This window comes from Providencia sp. PROV236 (assembly GCF_033676985.1).
Taxonomy (GTDB): Bacteria; Pseudomonadota; Gammaproteobacteria; order Enterobacterales; family Enterobacteriaceae; genus Providencia; species Providencia manganoxydans.
Genome location: NZ_CP096297.1, coordinates 2,477,340 through 2,495,183, shown reverse-complemented (window position 1 = coordinate 2,495,183; position 17,844 = coordinate 2,477,340). Strand labels below are relative to the sequence as shown.

The 17,844-nt window shown below is 38.0% G+C and carries 17 protein-coding genes; 9 read left to right on the top strand and 8 right to left on the bottom strand.

The window, feature by feature from the left end:
• Positions 1–78 precede the first annotated feature (78 nt).
• Complete coding sequence (locus tag M1E96_RS11130; protein ID WP_070929680.1) at positions 79–552, top strand: Lrp/AsnC family transcriptional regulator; 474 nt, start codon at positions 79–81, stop codon at positions 550–552.
• Positions 553–711: 159 nt separating this feature from the next.
• Here M1E96_RS11130 and M1E96_RS11125 read toward each other — a convergent pair whose 3' ends face one another.
• On the bottom strand, positions 712–1,254 hold the full coding sequence (locus M1E96_RS11125) for an RNA 2'-phosphotransferase (RefSeq protein ID WP_070929679.1): 543 nt from the start codon (positions 1,252–1,254) through the stop codon (positions 712–714).
• A gap of 508 nt (positions 1,255–1,762) precedes the next feature.
• On the opposite strand from M1E96_RS11125, the gene dbpA reads away from it, so the two are divergent.
• The 4 genes from dbpA (at position 1,763) to M1E96_RS11105 (ending at position 6,166) form a co-directional block, all read left to right on the top strand.
• Positions 1,763–3,136: an ATP-dependent RNA helicase DbpA gene (dbpA, locus tag M1E96_RS11120; RefSeq protein WP_272579740.1), complete on the top strand. Its 1,374-nt coding sequence runs from the start codon at positions 1,763–1,765 to the stop codon at positions 3,134–3,136.
• A 212-nt stretch (positions 3,137–3,348) separates the two neighbouring features.
• Complete coding sequence (locus tag M1E96_RS11115; RefSeq protein ID WP_272579741.1) at positions 3,349–3,942, top strand: LemA family protein; 594 nt, start codon at positions 3,349–3,351, stop codon at positions 3,940–3,942.
• A complete protein-coding gene (locus tag M1E96_RS11110; RefSeq protein WP_272579742.1) occupies positions 3,942–5,099 on the top strand; it encodes a YgcG family protein in 1,158 nt (385 codons plus the stop codon). The genes M1E96_RS11115 and M1E96_RS11110 overlap by 1 nt, the downstream gene beginning before the upstream one ends.
• 89 nt (positions 5,100–5,188) lie before the next feature.
• On the top strand, positions 5,189–6,166 hold the full coding sequence (locus M1E96_RS11105; protein WP_369427005.1) for a Gfo/Idh/MocA family protein: 978 nt from the start codon (positions 5,189–5,191) through the stop codon (positions 6,164–6,166).
• A gap of 72 nt (positions 6,167–6,238) precedes the next feature.
• Here the strand turns inward: M1E96_RS11105 and M1E96_RS11100 are convergent, their stop codons facing one another.
• Complete coding sequence (locus M1E96_RS11100) at positions 6,239–7,888, bottom strand: alpha-keto acid decarboxylase family protein (RefSeq protein ID WP_272579888.1); 1,650 nt, start codon at positions 7,886–7,888, stop codon at positions 6,239–6,241.
• A gap of 123 nt (positions 7,889–8,011) precedes the next feature.
• Here M1E96_RS11100 and M1E96_RS11095 point away from each other — a divergent pair, with 123 nt between their 5' ends.
• The gene (locus M1E96_RS11095) at positions 8,012–8,899 is read left to right on the top strand and encodes a LysR family transcriptional regulator (RefSeq protein ID WP_369427004.1); all 888 of its coding nucleotides are present in this window, start codon (positions 8,012–8,014) and stop codon (positions 8,897–8,899) included.
• Positions 8,900–9,157: 258 nt separating this feature from the next.
• Positions 9,158–10,057 carry a DNA-binding transcriptional regulator YafC gene (yafC, locus tag M1E96_RS11090; protein ID WP_369427003.1) on the top strand — a complete coding sequence of 300 codons (900 nt, stop codon included), beginning with the start codon at positions 9,158–9,160 and terminating at the stop codon, positions 10,055–10,057.
• A 32-nt stretch (positions 10,058–10,089) separates the two neighbouring features.
• Here the strand turns inward: yafC and dkgB are convergent, their stop codons facing one another.
• Positions 10,090–10,893, bottom strand: a complete 804-nt coding sequence (gene dkgB / locus M1E96_RS11085; RefSeq protein ID WP_319065915.1) for a 2,5-didehydrogluconate reductase DkgB — start codon at positions 10,891–10,893, stop codon at positions 10,090–10,092.
• Between the two features lie 318 nt (positions 10,894–11,211).
• Between dkgB and M1E96_RS11080 the strand changes: the two genes are divergently transcribed.
• Complete coding sequence (locus M1E96_RS11080) at positions 11,212–11,790, top strand: NAD(P)H-dependent oxidoreductase (RefSeq protein WP_369427002.1); 579 nt, start codon at positions 11,212–11,214, stop codon at positions 11,788–11,790.
• Positions 11,791–12,151: 361 nt separating this feature from the next.
• On the opposite strand, the gene ychF is transcribed toward M1E96_RS11080, so the two are convergent.
• Together ychF and pth are read right to left on the bottom strand one after the other, a co-directional pair.
• Entirely contained in the window at positions 12,152–13,243 is a 1,092-nt protein-coding gene (gene ychF / locus M1E96_RS11075) for a redox-regulated ATPase YchF (RefSeq protein WP_070929654.1), read from the bottom strand.
• A 120-nt stretch (positions 13,244–13,363) separates the two neighbouring features.
• Positions 13,364–13,954, bottom strand: a complete 591-nt coding sequence (gene pth / locus M1E96_RS11070) for an aminoacyl-tRNA hydrolase (RefSeq protein ID WP_369427001.1) — start codon at positions 13,952–13,954, stop codon at positions 13,364–13,366.
• A gap of 294 nt (positions 13,955–14,248) precedes the next feature.
• Between pth and ychH the strand changes: the two genes are divergently transcribed.
• Positions 14,249–14,521 (top strand): stress-induced protein YchH, encoded by a 273-nt coding sequence (ychH, locus tag M1E96_RS11065; protein WP_070929652.1) that lies wholly within the window; start codon positions 14,249–14,251, stop codon positions 14,519–14,521.
• Positions 14,522–14,765: 244 nt separating this feature from the next.
• Here ychH and prs read toward each other — a convergent pair whose 3' ends face one another.
• The 3 genes from prs to lolB all read right to left on the bottom strand — a co-directional run bounded on the left by prs (position 14,766) and on the right by lolB (position 17,308).
• The gene (prs, locus tag M1E96_RS11060; protein ID WP_006661866.1) at positions 14,766–15,713 is read right to left on the bottom strand and encodes a ribose-phosphate diphosphokinase; all 948 of its coding nucleotides are present in this window, start codon (positions 15,711–15,713) and stop codon (positions 14,766–14,768) included.
• 63 nt (positions 15,714–15,776) lie between these two features.
• A complete protein-coding gene (gene ispE, locus M1E96_RS11055; RefSeq protein WP_140179244.1) occupies positions 15,777–16,652 on the bottom strand; it encodes a 4-(cytidine 5'-diphospho)-2-C-methyl-D-erythritol kinase in 876 nt (291 codons plus the stop codon).
• On the bottom strand, positions 16,649–17,308 hold the full coding sequence (gene lolB, locus M1E96_RS11050) for a lipoprotein insertase outer membrane protein LolB (RefSeq protein ID WP_070929650.1): 660 nt from the start codon (positions 17,306–17,308) through the stop codon (positions 16,649–16,651). Before lolB ends, ispE begins: the two co-directional genes overlap by 4 nt.
• Positions 17,309–17,844: the final 536 nt, after the last annotated feature.

The following is a 17,844-nucleotide window of genomic DNA, read 5'->3' as shown; positions in this document are numbered from 1 at the left end:
ATGTAAGGTTGTTTTTTTACTAAAAATAAACTTTAATTTGGCAGTGAATATCAATATTTATTAAAATAAGGGAAATTAATGCCAATAAAATTAGATGGATTAGATCGCCATATTTTGCAGGTTTTGCAACGCGATGGAAAAATCGCTAATAATGAATTAGCAAAGGAAGTTGGTTTATCACCATCACCTTGTTTACGTCGCGTAAAATTGTTAGAAGAAGCAGGGGTGATTAAACGTTACGTTGCAGTACTTGATGGCAGTAAAATTGGTGCAGGTTTATCATTATTTGCGCGTATTTGGTTTAAAACACAGGATGCTCAAACTATTAATCAGTTTGTCTCTGAAATCAAAGAAATGCCTGAAGTTGTTGAATGTCATCTGATGGCTGGTGAGTGTGACGCCTTGATTCGAATTGTCACTGAAGACCTAGCATCCTATCGTCGTTTTCATGCGGATCATTTGACACAAATTCGTAGTATCCAAAGTATTAAAACTGAAGTTCCGATGGAAACAGTGAAAGTGACTTATGCCTTACCGTTATACTCTAAATAATTTGGAATATCGTTAGGTAACAAGAGTATGGCCTCCTAAACGTTTAAAAAAGTCTGTGTTTAAGGCGCACCATGCCTTAATACAAGGTGTTATCACTTAAATGATGCTAGGTGTATAAGCTACTGTACAAAATTGACGGTAGCTCATGAAATTTTGCGGCTAAACTAAGATAAATTGTGATGGCACCTTATCAGTTAGCCAAACTTGATTATCTGAAAGATAAAATTTATAACCTGACTCAAACATTTTTCTGGCTTCAATGGTTAAGACAACCGGTTGGCCATGGCGAGCGCCAACTAATTTGGCGGTTAACCCATTATCAGACAAATGAACATGATGTCGTGATTTTGAAATTAAGCCTTGCTGATTAATGGACTCAAGAAAATGGATAGCTGTTCCATGATAAAGATATTGAGGTGGAAACTGTTCACTTAATTCCATTGCGACTTGTTGACTAGAGTGGCCTTGTGCCGCTCGTATCATACTTTTATCAGTGGAGAAGCTGAAACGCTTTTTATCATTGGTCGCAACAATAGATTCTAATGTGGTGTGATCTATTGGATACCCATGTTGATTCGCTTGGTAGAGTAACGTATCGACAGAAACCCAGCCATTAGGGTCTAATTTGACCTTTATGGATTCAGGTTTATGTCGTAAAACATAGCTTAAAAACTTACTGAGCTTTATCGTATCTTTTTGCATATTAACCCCCTTGTTAAATCAAACTATCCTTATTTGCCATAATAGCGATGTGTTATTACTGCTCAATTAAAAGCATAGAAGATAATAACCAAGATGCACGTAATGTCGATACTTAATTTAAAATATAATTACTTGAATTAAATTGATTTATTTTACTAATCTTTATGATGATAAAATTTATTAGATATTGTTTATGTACAATATTTTAAACTTACTATTAAACATTTATCGCTATAACTAAGTATTGATACCAATTAAATTAATCCTCTAATTTAAAAAATATCAAATAATACACTTTTGAAGTGAAAAACACTCATCGAAAATAAACTATCATTATTTAAATAAAATATAGGTGTCGAACTGTATTACCTAGATATGTTTGGTTCAGAATAGACCACTTGGTGAATAAATGAACACAAGATACAAATTTTTCACGACACACTAGGAAAGGAATAGTATCATAATGGGCTAATAGCTTTATTTTCTTATTTTATTCGGAACTTTCACTGTGACTTCATTTGCTGAACTTAACGCGCTTCCTATGGAGCAACTCGCTAATCTGACGGAACTAGGCTATCTAACCATGACGCCTATTCAAGAAGCAGCGTTACCTCTGATCCTTGCCGGAAAAGATGTCCGTGCACAAGCAAAAACAGGGAGTGGTAAAACTGCTGCATTTGGGCTCGGGTTATTACAGCATATTGATGCTAAACAGTTTAATACACAATCTCTTGTATTATGCCCAACTAGGGAGCTTGCTGATCAAGTAGCTAACGAACTACGTCGTTTAGCGCGTTATATGCCGAATATTAAAATACTTACATTGTGCGGTGGCGTTCCATTTAGTATTCAACGTGATTCATTGATCCATGCAGCTCACATCATTGTTGCGACACCGGGTCGTTTACTGGATCATTTAAATAAAGAGACGGTTAATCTAGACGCATTACAGACATTAGTATTAGATGAAGCCGACCGTATGTTGGATATGGGATTCGCTGATGACATCGACCAAGTCATTGATTATGCACCCACTCAGCGGCAAACATTGTTGTTTTCAGCAACTTGGCCTGATGCAATCACGGCGATAAGCCAGCGAATTCAACGTAATCCAATGACTATTGAAATCAATTCAGTGGATGAATTACCTGCGGTTGAGCAACAGTTCTATGAAGTTTCACGTAATGGGAAAATTAATTTATTACAAAAATTATTGAGCCGAGAACAACCCGCTTCTTGTGTTGTTTTTTGCAATACCAAAAAAGATTGCCAAGCTGTTTATGATGCTTTGTCTGACAGTCATCAAAGTGTTTTAGTGTTACATGGCGATATGGAACAGCGCGATCGTGATCAAACATTGATACAATTTGCTAATGGTAGCAGCCGTGTTTTAGTCGCGACGGATGTGGCTGCACGTGGGCTAGATATTAAATCATTAGAAATGGTGATTAATTATGAGTTGTCATGGGATCCTGAAGTCCATGTCCACCGTATCGGTCGTACCGCTCGAGCTGGTGAAAGTGGATTAGCAATTAGCCTTTGTGCGCCTGAAGAAGCTCAGCGAGCTAATGCTTTAGAAGAAATGTTAAATATGAAGCTAAATTGGCAGCCGCTCCCTACTGGTATTGCAATCATACCTCTTGAAGCCACTATGGCGACACTGTGTATTGATGGGGGTAAAAAAGCCAAAATGCGTCCCGGTGATATTTTAGGTGCTCTAACGGGAGACATGGGGCTTGATGGTGCAGACATTGGTAAAATAACCATTCAACCAATGCATGCTTATGTTGCTTTAAAACAATCTGTGGCTCGTCATGCGTGGAAGCAACTACAACAAGGTAAGATTAAAGGTAAATCGGTTAAAGTACGGCTGTTAAAATAGTTAAAAGGGAGTGTAAATTCCTTTTAACAAACATAAGTGGAATAAAATAAAATTTCTGACCATGCAATATGATTTTGAGTTAATTATATTGCATTCGTCATTTTATCATTTTGAGTATTTAACAATACTGCTTAGCGATATATAATTCATAAAGAACAGTAGAATTTAAAATTATATCCTAGTTTTTTACTTTAAAGCTTAAAGGAATAAGTATGCGTATTTTTTATATTTTGTTATTAATATTAATTGTAGTTATTTCTACTATTTTTATTTCTAATTATAATACTATTCAGAAGAATGATGAAGCTGTCATTGCAAGTGCCTCAGAAGTATTAAATCAATATCAGAGGCGTGCAGACTTAATCCCTAATCTGATTAGTACGGTAAAAGGCTATTCCAATTATGAAAAAGATGTATTGCAAGAGGTCACAAATGCGAGAGCATCAATTGGTCGAATAAGTGTTAGCGCGCAGCAGCTAACCGACCCAAACGAGATGGCCACTTATCAAAATGCACAACAAGCACTAGGACAATCCTTATCTCGCTTATTGGCTGTGTCTGAAAGATATCCTGAATTACAAGCCAGTTCACTATATCAAGATTTAATGGTGCAATTAGAGGGTGCTGAGAATCGTATTGCAGTAGCTAGGGGGAATTATATTAAAGCTGTTCGTGAATATAATACGTTAATAAGGCAATTTCCTTACAACCTTATTGCTAGCCAGTTTGGCTATCAAGAAAAAGCAAGTTTCAATGTGAATGATGAACAGACTATAAAACGTGTTCCTGTGGTGGACTTTAACTAATGTTACGTAATTTTTTGTTTATTCTTATTTTTTTGGGGTTTAATACATTAGCAGATGAGATTAAGCTCCCTAATTGGGGAACTGAAAGGGTAATCGATAGCGCTAGGCTATTAACGAAAAATGAGTATCAAGCATTAAATGAACAATTAATTAATTTTGAAAATGAGCGTGGTGATGGTTCTCAGTTTTTATTATACATACTACCTACAACGGGAAGTGAGAGTATAGAACAATTTTCAAATAGGGCATTTAATCATTGGGGAATTGGCCACAAAGAGAAAAATAATGGCTTGCTGCTAGTTGTTGCGATCAATGACCATAGAGTCCGTTTTGAAGTTGGATATGGATATGAGGGCGTTTTTTCCGATGTTATTGCTGGCCGGATTATTCGTAATTATATCACACCAAACTTTCGTTCTGAAAATTATTATCTAGGTATCAAGTCAGGTATTGAGGCAGCAATTCAAATTGCGAGTGGAGAACCTATTGAAAATATCGAATCGACGAATAATGTGTTATTTTTGAAAGTACTTCAAATGCCTTTTATGGGTGTTTATTTGGCTATTTTCATATTGAGTTATATGTATAATTTGGTATTTGGTACACGGTTACGAAAAATAAAAATTAATAAAGATATAAAAAAAGCTAAAGAAAATAAAATTTCATCGAAAAAATCGAACAAGCCTAGAGGCCACAAAATCAAACGAAAAACGTTAATGAGATTAAATGACTTTTTACAGTACAAATATTTTTTCCCGACGTTTTCGAATATGGCACCTATGATGATAGTTTTAACATTATTGGTAATATTTTTTGTTCAGGTTGCCTATGATGGAGAAGTAACGCCAATCACGGTGATGGCTATGGTTTTTCTGGATCTTTTTTTAAACTTATTGATATTGCCGCTATTGTTGGGAGTATTAGGATTGGCTATACCTATAGCAAGGCGTCAGAAAAAGGAATGGGCTTTGATTGCAGGATATGACATTGTTCATACAAAATCGTTATATTCATCTAGTTCATCAAGGCGTGAATCGGATTATTCAGGTTCGTATAGCAGCTCATCTAGCAGTTCATCGAGTAGTTCATCTAGCTCCTCATCGAGTGGCGGCGGCGGTGGCTCTAGTGGCGGGGGCGGCGCATCGGGAAGCTGGTGATAAATTATGACTTTTTTTTCCGGATATAGCATGATGTCGATCACTAAAGCCTTTTAATGATAGCGACCATGTACTAATAGGTAACTCCAATGAAAATAGCACTCATAGGTTCCGGGAAAATTATTATGTCTGCACTTGATGCGTTAACACAAGTGCAAGATATAGAAGTCGTTGCGTTATGTGTCAGAGCATCAAGTATTGAAAAAGGTAAGTCAATCTGCCAGCAATTTAGCATTAATAAATTGTATAGCGACTATGAAGAGTTACTGCGAGACCCTCAAATTGAGGTGGTCTATATTGGTTTACCTAATCATTTGCATTATGACTATACATACAAGGCATTGATGGCTGATAAACATGTTATTTGTGAAAAGCCGTTTACTCCACAATGGCAGCAGCTACAAGAACTTGTCCTATTATCTCATCAGCGAGGGCTTTATCTATTTGAAGCGATTACTGCGATACACACCCCAGGCTTCCAATTTATACAACAAAATATGGAAAAAATTGGTGATATCAAAGTGATCCAAGGTAACTATTCACAATATTCTAGCCGATATGATGATTATTTACTGGGTAATGTTCATGCGGCATTCGATCCAAAGCAAGCTGGTGGTGCTCTGTATGATATTAATCTTTATAATATTTATGTATTAACTGCACTGATGGGAGAGCCTGATAGTCGTCATTACATTTGTAATAAAGGGCATAATGGCATCGATACGTCGGGGGTCGTTACATGCCAATTTGGTACAACTGTTGCGACGTGCACTGGCGCGAAAGATTCAGCAAGTCCAGGTTATTTCATTATTCAAGGGACAAAAGGTTATATACGTGTAGAAGGTGCTCCAAGCCTTTGCCAGTCAGTGGAAGCTTGTATTGATGGTCAAGTGACAAAAGTAAGCCAAAATGAACATACAAACTTTATGATTTTTGAGTTTGCATTTTTTCGTGATCAAATCGCCTCTAAACAATTTGTAAAGTGCCATGAGCTACTTGAATTGGCAATAATTGTTTCAAAAATACTGACAGCATCAAGAAATGATGTTGGCATAGTATTTGAGTAAGTTATGTAAATTATTTAAGTAAAGCCATTGGTGGCGATGTGTGATTGCTCCCAATGGCTTAACGCGGATTATTTAAAATGAATACAGTGATCCTCTCGATTTACCGAGTTTTTGTGCTAGCTCAGATGCTGCGTATCTGTCCATAACGATTTCAATATAGGATGCAGTATCTATTGATTCAGCAATGGTTATTGCAGTATTTAATTCATCACAGGTAGTGACTTGTACGCAGTGCCAATCTTGGCAACCAAGTGCCTCAGGCAATTGCGCATAGTTCCATTTTGGCAAGTCGTTATAATAAGCTTCAGGGTTGTTACATAGTAATCTTTCAATTAAATAGCCATCATTGTTTAGTACTAAAACAATGGGTTTTAACCCGAAACGAGCGAACTGACTAATTTCTTGAGCTGTGAGTTGATGTGAACCTTCACCCGTAATTAGGATAACTCGGCGGTTAGGAGCTGCAATGGCGGCACCAAAAGCAGCAGGGGTCGCCCAACCAATTGAACCCCATAGCGTTTGGTTGTGAAATTGAGCGTTACGAGGGAGTCGTGCGAAACCCAGTCCCATAGAAGCGGTGCCTGTTTCAGCGATAATTATATCGTCTTCTCGAAACATTTTTTCAAGTCTAGGATAGAGATAGGTTGCGGTAATTTTTCCATCATCTCCCTGAATTGGCTCGCCAAGTCCTTCGGCTTTAATACCTTGGTGTTGCAAAGAAGGGGCATGTTGTTTTAACTGTTCCAATATATCTTTCATATAAACTTGTGGATAAACGGCAGAACCGACTTTGACATGATCCGCAAGAATATTAATGCGATTTTCAGGTTGGATTGTTGCAGTAAAACTACCTGAGTTAAAATCAGTCAATTCGGCACCAATCCCTATAATACAATCACAGCTTTCAACAAATTCGCCTACTTTTGGATTCATCAATTTCCCGTTATAGATACCCATATAGGTTGCATTTGATTCGCTAACTATACTTTTATCCATAAACATAGTGGCGTATGGGAGCCCTGTTTTATCTATAATTTTTTGAACATCATTGGCATAGCCTAAACGAGCACTTAGGATCCCAGGGATTAGGCAGGCTTTTTTGCTTGAATTTAGTTTTTCTAGAATAGCAGTAACGGCTGCTGATAATGACTCGCTATTACTTTTATGCATAGTTATAGCATCAGTATTTTTATCAGTAACAACAGGCATAACCGCATAATCAGAGGGGATCCCGATATAAACAGGACGACGTTCATTAAGCGCGGTAGTAATTAAACGTTTGGTTTCGGCGATGCAGTTTTCTGGTGTTAGGATTGCGTGCGCACAACTGATATGTTGGCTCATTTTATAAAACACATCAAAGTTACCGTTGCCGAGTGTATGATGAACAAGTCTATGATTTTTTTGTACTCCACTTGCTGGCATCCCCACTAAATGGAATATTGGCAAGTGTTCTGCGTATGAACCAGCAATACCATTTAAAGCACTTAATTCACCCACACCAAAAGTTGTTGATAGTGCGGCGCAACCTTTAATTCGTGCATAGCCATCTGCGGCGTATGAGGCATTGAGTTCATTACAGTTGCCGATCCAACGCATGTTTTCGCTTTCACAGATAGCGTCTTCTATGGGAAATGCATAGTCTCCGGCCACACCAAAAACGTCATGGATCCCAATATCATATAAACAGGCTAAAACGTGCTCAATAACTGTCTTCATTATATCACCTCTAATAATTCAACGGTTAATAATTCTAGTTATTATTAGTTTTAGCGTGAATATTACTTGTAAGGAAATTATTTATAATTATTCTATCTATAACTAAAATTTATAGCGGGATAAGATATGGATGTGCGTTCACTGCGTTATTTTGTTGAAGTTGTGCAATTCAATGGATTTAGCCGAGCCGCAGACAGTTTATTTGTTACCCAACCGGCGATCAGCCGAAGTATTAAAAAACTTGAACAAGAGCTTGGTTATAAATTATTAATTAGAGAGGTTGATGGCGTCAGTCTTACTGATGAAGGGGAAATATTACTGATCCATGCTAAACAGATCCTTGAGCAATTCAACCAAATGAATAAGGCATTAAAGGAAAAATCAGGTCCATTAGAAGGGGTTTTACATGTGGGATTACCCCCTGTTATCGCTTCAACTTATTTTGCCGATATCATATTAGCTTTCAGTCAACGCTATCCTTTAGTCGAATTAAAAATTATTGAATTAGGGACGCGAAAAATGATGGATGCGATGTTAAATGGTGATGTGGAAACTGCCGCGGTGATGCTACCACTTGATGATGAGCGTTTTGATTTACATGTTTTCTCCACTGACCGCCTTATGTTATTAGTTAATGAACAACATCCTTTAGCACAGCGTCATTTAGTCAAATTTATTGAACTGCTTAATGAGCCATTTATTTTTTTCTCAGATGATTTCCGAATTAATGAATTAGTCACTAGTGCTTGTGGTCTTTATGGTAAGAAACCGATAATTGCAGGTCGTAGTAGTCATCTTGATTTAGTCACCGCCATGGTGAGAGCAGGGGTTGGCATTACATTGCTTCCGGGCAGCATGTGGAATAAAACCAGAACAGATGGGGTAGCAATCATCCCTGTGATTGAACCTGTGCTTTCCTATGAATTGGCGCTGGCAACATTAAAAAATGGCTCTCAAACTCGAAAAGCACAAGCATGGAATGCTTTGTCGAGGGAAATATTAAAGAACCCATAGTGATATGGATCTTAATAAAACTTCTTAGGTTTTTTGTATGATATCTTAATCACCAAATTTATAGAGGTTGTTAAGAAACACAATGAAAAATAAATAGCATAGACTTGAGACAATATTATGAATTATATGGTGGTTTATTATTGATGAATATCTTAATCGAATGATGTGCAATGTTACTTTACATGCCATTTGAACTTCAATTTTTGCTACTATAAACCATCATCTGTTTGATCATTTATCTTTAATAAGAAAACTATTATGAAAGCAACATCCGAAGAAGCTCATGTATTTATTGAAGTAGTAGAGCAAAAAAGCTTTAGTAAAGCAGCGGATAAGCTCAATTTGGCAAATTCAGCTGTGAGCCGAATCGTCAAAAAGTTAGAAGAAAAATTGGGTGTCAATTTGCTTAACCGTACAACTAGACAAATTGACTTAACTACAGAAGGTGAACTCTATTTTCAACGGATGAAAGTTATTTTACAGGCAATGCAAGAGGCAGAGAATGAATTATATGAAGCACAGCACTCACCAAAAGGTTTATTGCGGATTGATGCAGCAACACCAATTGTGTTGCATATCCTAATTCCTTTCACTTCTATTTTTCGTAAACAATATCCTGATATTCATTTATCTTTGGTTTCATCAGAAACTTTTGTTAATTTAATAGAACGAAAAGTGGATGTTGCGATACGTGCTGGACAGCTCAATGATTCTAGCTTACGAGCTCGCCCTTTGTTTAATAGCTATCGTAAGATTATTGCTTCACCAGACTACATTGAGCAATATAGCGAACCTGTACAGCCTCAAGATCTCTTCAACCATACATGTCTCACTTTTACGGAACCTGCTTCATTAAATATATGGCCAGTTAAAACTGTAGATGGACAATTAATTGAAGTAACTGATGGAATATCATCAAATAGTGGGGAAACGTTAAGGCAGCTTTGCTTAGCTGGCAATGGAATTGCGTGTTTGTCTGACTTTATGGTCAATAAAGACATTCAAAGTGGTCAGTTTATTGAAGTATTAAAAGAAGAGTTACAAACTATTCCTTTGCCATTTCATGCGGTTTATTACAGTGACCGAGTAGTTAGTCAACGTATTCGCGTTTTTATTGATAGTTTAACTCAATATATTTCAGAAATTCAGAAGCCATAACGAATTATGGCTTCTGAAAATACTGGAAACAATTAGTCCCAGTTTGGCGCCAAACCTTCAGGGCTAACTAAGCGATCATTACAATCTAATTTTGCGATGGCAGTTTTGTCATCACTGTCTAACTGTAATCGCGTTGCTTGTAAGTTACTTAATAAGTTTTCACGCTTTGTCGATGATGGAATAACAGAATATCCTTCACCAATAGCCCAAGCTAAAATAACTTGAGCGGGTGTTGCATTGTGTTTTTGTGCAATACGCGCGATAGTTTCATCTTTTAATGCTTTGCCGTATGCTAACGTCATATAAGATGTAATGTGGATATTATGTTGTTTTGCCCACTCAACAACTTTTTTGTTTTGTAGGTAAGGTGATAATTCAATTTGGTTTGTCGCAATATTTTCTGCGCCAACTGCGGCAACTGCTTTTTCCATTAATGGAATGGTGAAATTAGAAATACCAATTTCTCGAGTTAATCCTTGTTTTTTGGCTTCCAATAAAGCCTGCATAAACTCTTCTACAGAAACAGCATCATTTGGAGATGGCCAGTGTACGAGAGTTAAGTCAACATAATTAGTTTGTAAGTCACTTAAGCTTTTTTTCAAACTAGGGATGAGTTTATCTTTACTTAAATTCTCAATCCAAATTTTTGTGGTTATATAAAGTTCATCTCGAGAAACACCACTTTCAGCAATAGCTTGCCCAACAGCGGCTTCATTGTCATAAATTTGCGCAGTATCAATAGCTCGATAACCAACATCTAACGCATTTTTTATTGAATCAATTACTACATCATTTTTTAAACGGAATGTACCAACGCCGATTACAGGAATAGTCATTATGTTATCTCTCTTAGATTTCATTAATAATTTGTATGCAATAGAGAATACGCGCTAATGATACTGACAAAAATAGCAATAAATTCAATAGACTTTTGCTAAAAAATCAACAATCGCTCGAAATTGTTATTTTAACTTTAAATTGTGATTTTGGTGTTATTTTTAACTAATAAAAAAACCGTGATCTATTAATTAATGAAATATTAATCTGAGTATGTCGAGTGGGTAACTAATGGATTGGCATGACTTGGCTTTTTATCTTTATTTTAGTTTGTTAGCCTAAATACAACTTAGCAATTAATAAATAAGGCAATACAAGTGAAAATTCTCCTTCTGAATGGCGGGCAAACACTTGCACATTCTGCCGGCCAACTCAATCGTACTTTACATAATGTAGCAAAAAATAGCTTAAGTGAATTAGGGCACACTATTCAAGAAACGCATATTGAATCAGGCTACAGCGTGGAAGATGAAGTTAAAAAATTTCTTTGGGCAGATACCATAATTTATCAAATGCCAGGTTGGTGGATGATGATGCCTTGGACAGTAAAAAAGTATATGGATGATGTTTATACTCTTGGTCATGGTTATTTGTATGCAAATGATGGACGTACCCGACAAGATCCAAAAAAACAATATGGTACAGGGGGATTACTGCATGGAAGAAAATACATGCTTTCAGTGACTTGGAATGCACCAATTGATGCATTTGAAGAGTTTGATAACTTTTTTGATGGCCGTGGTGTAGATGGTGTTTATTTTGCCTTTCACAAATCACAGCAATTCCTAGGATTGAAAAAATTTCCAACTTTTATGGTTAATGATGTAATCAAAGAAACGGATGTTGAAAAGTATATTCGTGAATACAAAACTCACCTTATTGACATTTTTAAATAATTAAAGTCAGAAGGTTGAGTTTTCCTAAATAAGCTCAACCTTCTAAGTATTAACCGCCGAAAATAACTTTTTCTATTCTTTTGTAATCCATACAATAACGATTTCATGTTGTTATGGGAAAGAGCTTCACTCCACAATCTCTCTAGATTGAACAATGCTTTTCTTATTTCCAATCCGAATTTGTTCGCAAGCAAAGAGGATTATCTTCATAAAAAATATATGTATTGTACTTACATCAAGATCCAATCAATAGCGAAGTATTATAAAACTCAGAATGGCAAAAAACAGCATAAAACCCAGTGAATATCATACGTTTTATGCTGTTTTATTATGAAGTGATACTTAAAAATTAAAAGTCGGCTTACACATTAAATAAGAAGTTAAGTACATCGCCGTCTTGAACAATATAATCTTTACCTTCAGCGCGCATTTTACCTGCTTCTTTTGCACCTTGCTCACCACGGTATTTGATAAAGTCATCAAACGCGATAGTTTGAGCGCGGATGAAGCCTTTTTCAAAATCAGTGTGGATCTTACCCGCTGCTTGTGGTGCTGTAGCACCAACAGGGATAGTCCATGCACGAACTTCCTTCACGCCAGCGGTGAAATAAGTTTGTAAGTTAAGCAGTTGATAACCGGCACGAATAACACGGTTCAAACCAGGCTCTTCAATGCCTAAATCTGCCATAAACTCATCACGTTCTTCATCATCAAGTTCTGCGATATCAGATTCGATAGCGGCACATACAGGAACGACAACAGAACCTTCTGCTTCTGCAATTTTGTACACCATATCTAAGAATGGGTTATTTTCGAAACCATCCTCATTGACGTTAGCAATGTACATAGTGGGTTTTAATGTCAGGAAGCTTAAATAGCGGATCACAGCTTTTTCTTCAGGGCTGAGATCTAAAGTACGCAACATGCCTGCTTGTTCAAGGTGCGGTAAGCATTTTTGTAATGCTTCTAACTCTGCCTTAGCATCTTTATCACCGCCTTTTGCGCGTTTTTGAACACGATGAATAGCGCGTTCACAAGTATCAAGGTCAGCCAATGCTAGCTCAGTGTTGATAACTTCGATATCTTCAGCTGGATTTACTTGGCCTGCTACGTGGATAATGTTGTCGTTTTCAAAGCAACGAACCACATGACCGATAGCTTCAGTTTCACGGATATTCGTTAGGAATTGGTTACCTAAACCTTCACCTTTAGATGCCCCTTTTACCAAACCTGCAATATCAACAAATTCCATTGTGGTAGGCAAAATACGCTGTGGTTTGACAATTTCAGCCAATTGTTCAAGACGTGGGTCTGGCATTGGCACAACACCCGTATTCGGCTCAATCGTACAGAAAGGGAAGTTGGCTGCTTCGATGCCGGCTTTGGTCAATGCATTAAACAGTGTAGATTTACCCACGTTAGGCAGACCAACGATACCGCATTTAAAACCCATATGTTTCTCACCTTAAAATCACAAGGGGCAGGCGAGTGCTGCCCTAAATGTTAGAAAATTGGCGCTGATTATACACAAAAAGTTGATTTTAACGAAATGAACTCTTTTATCTGCTTCTAATTAAGCGGTAGCTTTAAAGCTATGCAGGCGATTCATTGCCTTTTCTATTCCATCATTGAGTAGAATATCGGTACATCTTAATGATTCATCGATAGCTTCATCGATCAGCTTTTGCTCTGAAACAGGCGGTTTACCGAGCACAAAGCCAACCACTTTATTTCTATCTCCTGGATGACCAATACCGATACGTAAGCGATAAAAGTTAGGGTTATTGCTAAATTTGTTTTGGATATCTTTCAGGCCGTTGTGGCCACCATTACTACCACCCAATTTCATTTTAGCAACGCCGGGTGGTAAATCTAATTCATCGTGGGCGACTAAAATTTCATCAGGATTAATACGATAGAAACTAGCGATGGCCAATACTGACTTACCGCTTAAATTCATAAAGGTTGTTGGTACTAATAATCGAACATCATTGCCATTAAGGTTAATTCGTGCGGTATAACCAAAAAATTTAGGCTCTTCTTTTAGAGGTTGGTTATGGCGATCAGCAAGTAAATCAACATACCATGCACCTGCATTATGACGAGTTTGGGCATACTCAGCCCCAGGGTTGGCAAGGCCAACAATTAATTTTATTTTGCTCACGGCTAAGAATTCACTGTCAGTTAAGTCAAAAATTAGGTCTAGTTTACCCCGTGAAGGGTTAAATGTGCAAAATTGAATTAAGCCTATGGGTAAGTTAGTTACAAAGAAAATAATTCGGGAAAAATTCTTTTAAAAAAAGCATCTTTTGTACAGAAATAATAGAAAAAGTCTCACCCTGTGATACCCATCGCAAACAATTTTACTTATTGCACTATAATAAAGGCATAAAGATATATATTTTCCGAATATTTAATACTGGCTTTGCTTATCAGTCTACTGACATGGGAGGTAGATATGAAACGTAAAACGGCTGTTTTAGTAGGTAATATTTTGATGGTTTTAGGGTTAATTGCGATGATTGGGAGCTTAGCGGTTAATTTATCTTCTCATGTTTTTAGCCTTAATTTGCCAGATATGATCACGATGGGGTCACTATTTGGGATCTTCGTCGGTGCAATGATTTGGCTTGCCGGCGCAAGATTGGGCGGCAGAGATAAAGTGGCAGACCGCTACTGGTTGATAAAACACTATCATGACTCAAAGCATGATAATCACCGTTACCCATAGTGGATAGGGCTTACGTCTATTTTAGAGTCCCTTAACTTTAAAGAAAAATGTCATAAAGGTGCTGATTTTAGTGCCTTTATTATTTTGCCTTATGTTTAGCATAAATATGGACGTAAACGTGGTGATAAATAAAGCCCCTACGGTTGATGAACAACGGTAGGGGCGCTACTTAAATGTTATGACATTTCTTAAATTGTCTAAACACATAGAAAAAACGGGGTAATAATACCCCGTTAAGTCATTCTTAGTGTTCGAACATCGCAGAAATTGACTCTTCATTACTAATGCGGCGAATCGCTTCTGCCAGCATGCCTGAAAGCGTCAGCGTACGAACTTTGTTCAATGCCTTGATTTCAGGAGAAAGAGGAATTGTGTCACAAACAATGACTTCATCAATCACTGAATTTTTGATGTTGTCTACAGCGTTGCCAGAGAAAATAGGGTGAGTTGCGTAAGCGAATACGCGTTTAGCTCCACGCTCTTTCAATGCTTCAGCTGCTTTACACAGCGTGCCACCAGTATCTATCATATCGTCGACTAAAATGCAGTCACGACCAGAAACGTCACCGATAATGTGCATGACTTGAGAAACGTTTGCGCGAGGGCGACGTTTGTCGATGATAGCCATATCAGTGTCATTTAACAGTTTCGCAATTGCTCTAGCACGTACGACGCCGCCGATGTCTGGAGATACAACGATTGGGTTTTCCAAGTCTTTCTGTAACATATCTTCCAGAAGGATAGGGCTACCGAACACGTTATCAACAGGAACATCAAAGAAGCCCTGGATCTGCTCTGCGTGTAGGTCAACAGTGAGAACACGGTCAACACCAACACTGGACAGAAAATCGGCAACAACTTTAGCGGTGATTGGTACACGGGCAGAACGTACGCGACGATCCTGTCTTGCATAACCGAAGTAAGGAATAACAGCGGTAATACGACCAGCAGATGCACGGCGTAGCGCATCGACCATAACAACCAGTTCCATCAGGTTATCATTGGTTGGTGCACAAGTTGACTGGATGATAAAGATATCACCACCGCGGACATTTTCATTAATTTGAACACTGACTTCGCCGTCGCTAAAACGACCAACAGCCGCGTCTCCAAGATTAGTGTAAAGGCGGTTAGCAACACGTTGTGCTAGTTCCGGTGTAGCGTTACCAGCAAAAAGCTTCATATCGGGCACGAGAAAAACCTCAGGCTTGCGTCCAGAGAGATATTGTTGACCAATAAAACGATTAAGTCGTGATTATTGGTGCAATACACGGGTTATCCCAGCGCGGAATCTGTGCAATGGTGATTCGTTCACCCCTTGAGCGACGAAACCTTGCACCCACGATGGGGCTTTATTTAACACCTGCAAGGCAGCAGCCTGTGTTTCAAATTCAGAAAAAACACACGCACCTGTTCCTGTTAGGCGAGACGGTGCATATTGTAACAGCCAAGAAACGAGCTGTTCAACCTCACGAAAACGTTTTCTTGCAATTGTTTCGCAATCATTTGCGTACGGAGCCAGTAATAATGCGGCTAGTGAGCGTTTTGGAGAATTTCTATTTAATTGCGGATCTGTGAAGATCATCGGGGTTGAGATTTCAATTCCGGGATGAGCGACCAAATACCATTTCTCTTTAGGTGACGCTGGTGTCAAAATTTCACCAATTCCTTCGGCAAAAGCGGCATGACCACGAACAAACACTGGCACATCTGCACCTAAGCTTTTACCTAGATCGGCTAACACATCATCAGAAATTTGAGTCCCCCAATGTTCATTTAATGCGACTAACACAGTAGCCGCATTTGAAGAACCGCCACCGATACCTCCTCCCATAGGTAAAATTTTATGAATAGTAATATCCGCGCCTAGGGGGTGTGTGAGTTTAAGTATTTCGTGGCAGTAGTGTTGTAACAATTTGGCTGCCCTAACGATTAAATTTTGTTCGGGCTCGACGCCTTCCATATGCGTCAGTAAATTGATTTGGTTATCAGTTCGGGTTGAGATGGTTATTTCATCGCCATAATCTAGAAATTGAAATAGCGTTTGTAGTTCATGATACCCATCAGCTCTACGACCTGTGATGTAAAGAAATAGATTTAATTTTGCGGGCGAGGGCCATGTCAAAGTCATTTCTGTAGCGTCCAACTATCCATTTTGAGTTTAATCAGTCGTGAACCTTGGCGTAACTCTAGGTTACTTGGCAACATTGGCGAAGTACTTTTATCATAAGAAAGATAGTTGAGTTGCCACGTTTCACCATTTTGTTGGAACGTTATTGATTTCAGTAAATGGTTTTCATCAAGTTCAAACTCAGTTGCACGTCCCGGGGAGCCTGTTAGCCATGCGGTGAGGTCATCAAGAGGGATCTCCATTCCAGTGAGTTGATAAATCAACTCTGAAGGTACGTCACTCATGTGAGTTTGCCCATCTTTAGTCGTAAGGCGAGCTAAATCAGGTTCGACTGTTAATTCTAATTCGCGGCTACCCAATGGGTTAGTTAATAATAGACGGTATTTTTCAGGCGTATATTGTTGCCAGAAAAATTTAGCGTAAGTTTTGGTTTCCCCGCCGTTATAAACAAACGAGCCACGTGTTTGATAATCTCGTAGGGCATTAAGTTCTTGTAAATGTGTTTTCCATTGAGGGTCGGATGCTGAGCCAGTTCCTGTTGTTGTTTGTTTGTTGAAGACACATGCGGTTAGCAATAAACACGACAGCGGCAGTAAACGCCACAAACCCCGTGTTGTGATAGAGCGATAAGTAGCCCAAGTAGTGAACAGTTGCATAGCGACTCTCAAAAATCATTTAGTGAAAATAAATGGTGGCCTATCAAAACCTAGGCCCAAACCGAAGTGTAACCTGTTATTGTCAGTGAAGAAAACGTCTTCATTAGCAATGATAATAGTGAAAACAGGGTAAACTGAATAAAATAGTGCGCGAAAAACGCTAAATTATCAATCAGATTGAGGCTGATTTGCCTATCTATACAATTAGCTATAACTACGGTTTGCGTTACGATCCAAATTATTGCATTTTAGATACCTATTATTATTGATATAGGGAATACCTTATTATATATAATAAAATAAAGAGTACATTTGTAAGCTTATGCGATGTAAACTTTATAATAACAATAAGGTATGTGATGAAATAGCCATCAATTTTCTCCGCCAAAATCTGGCCTTGATCATCTTTATAATCTTTGATTATTAGCAGGGCGTAGAAAGCGCGGCTCGGATCATCTACAATAGTAGGTAAACAAATCACGGTAATATGATTACTGTTGAATAATTAATTAGCAATGTGAGCAATGTAATTAAGC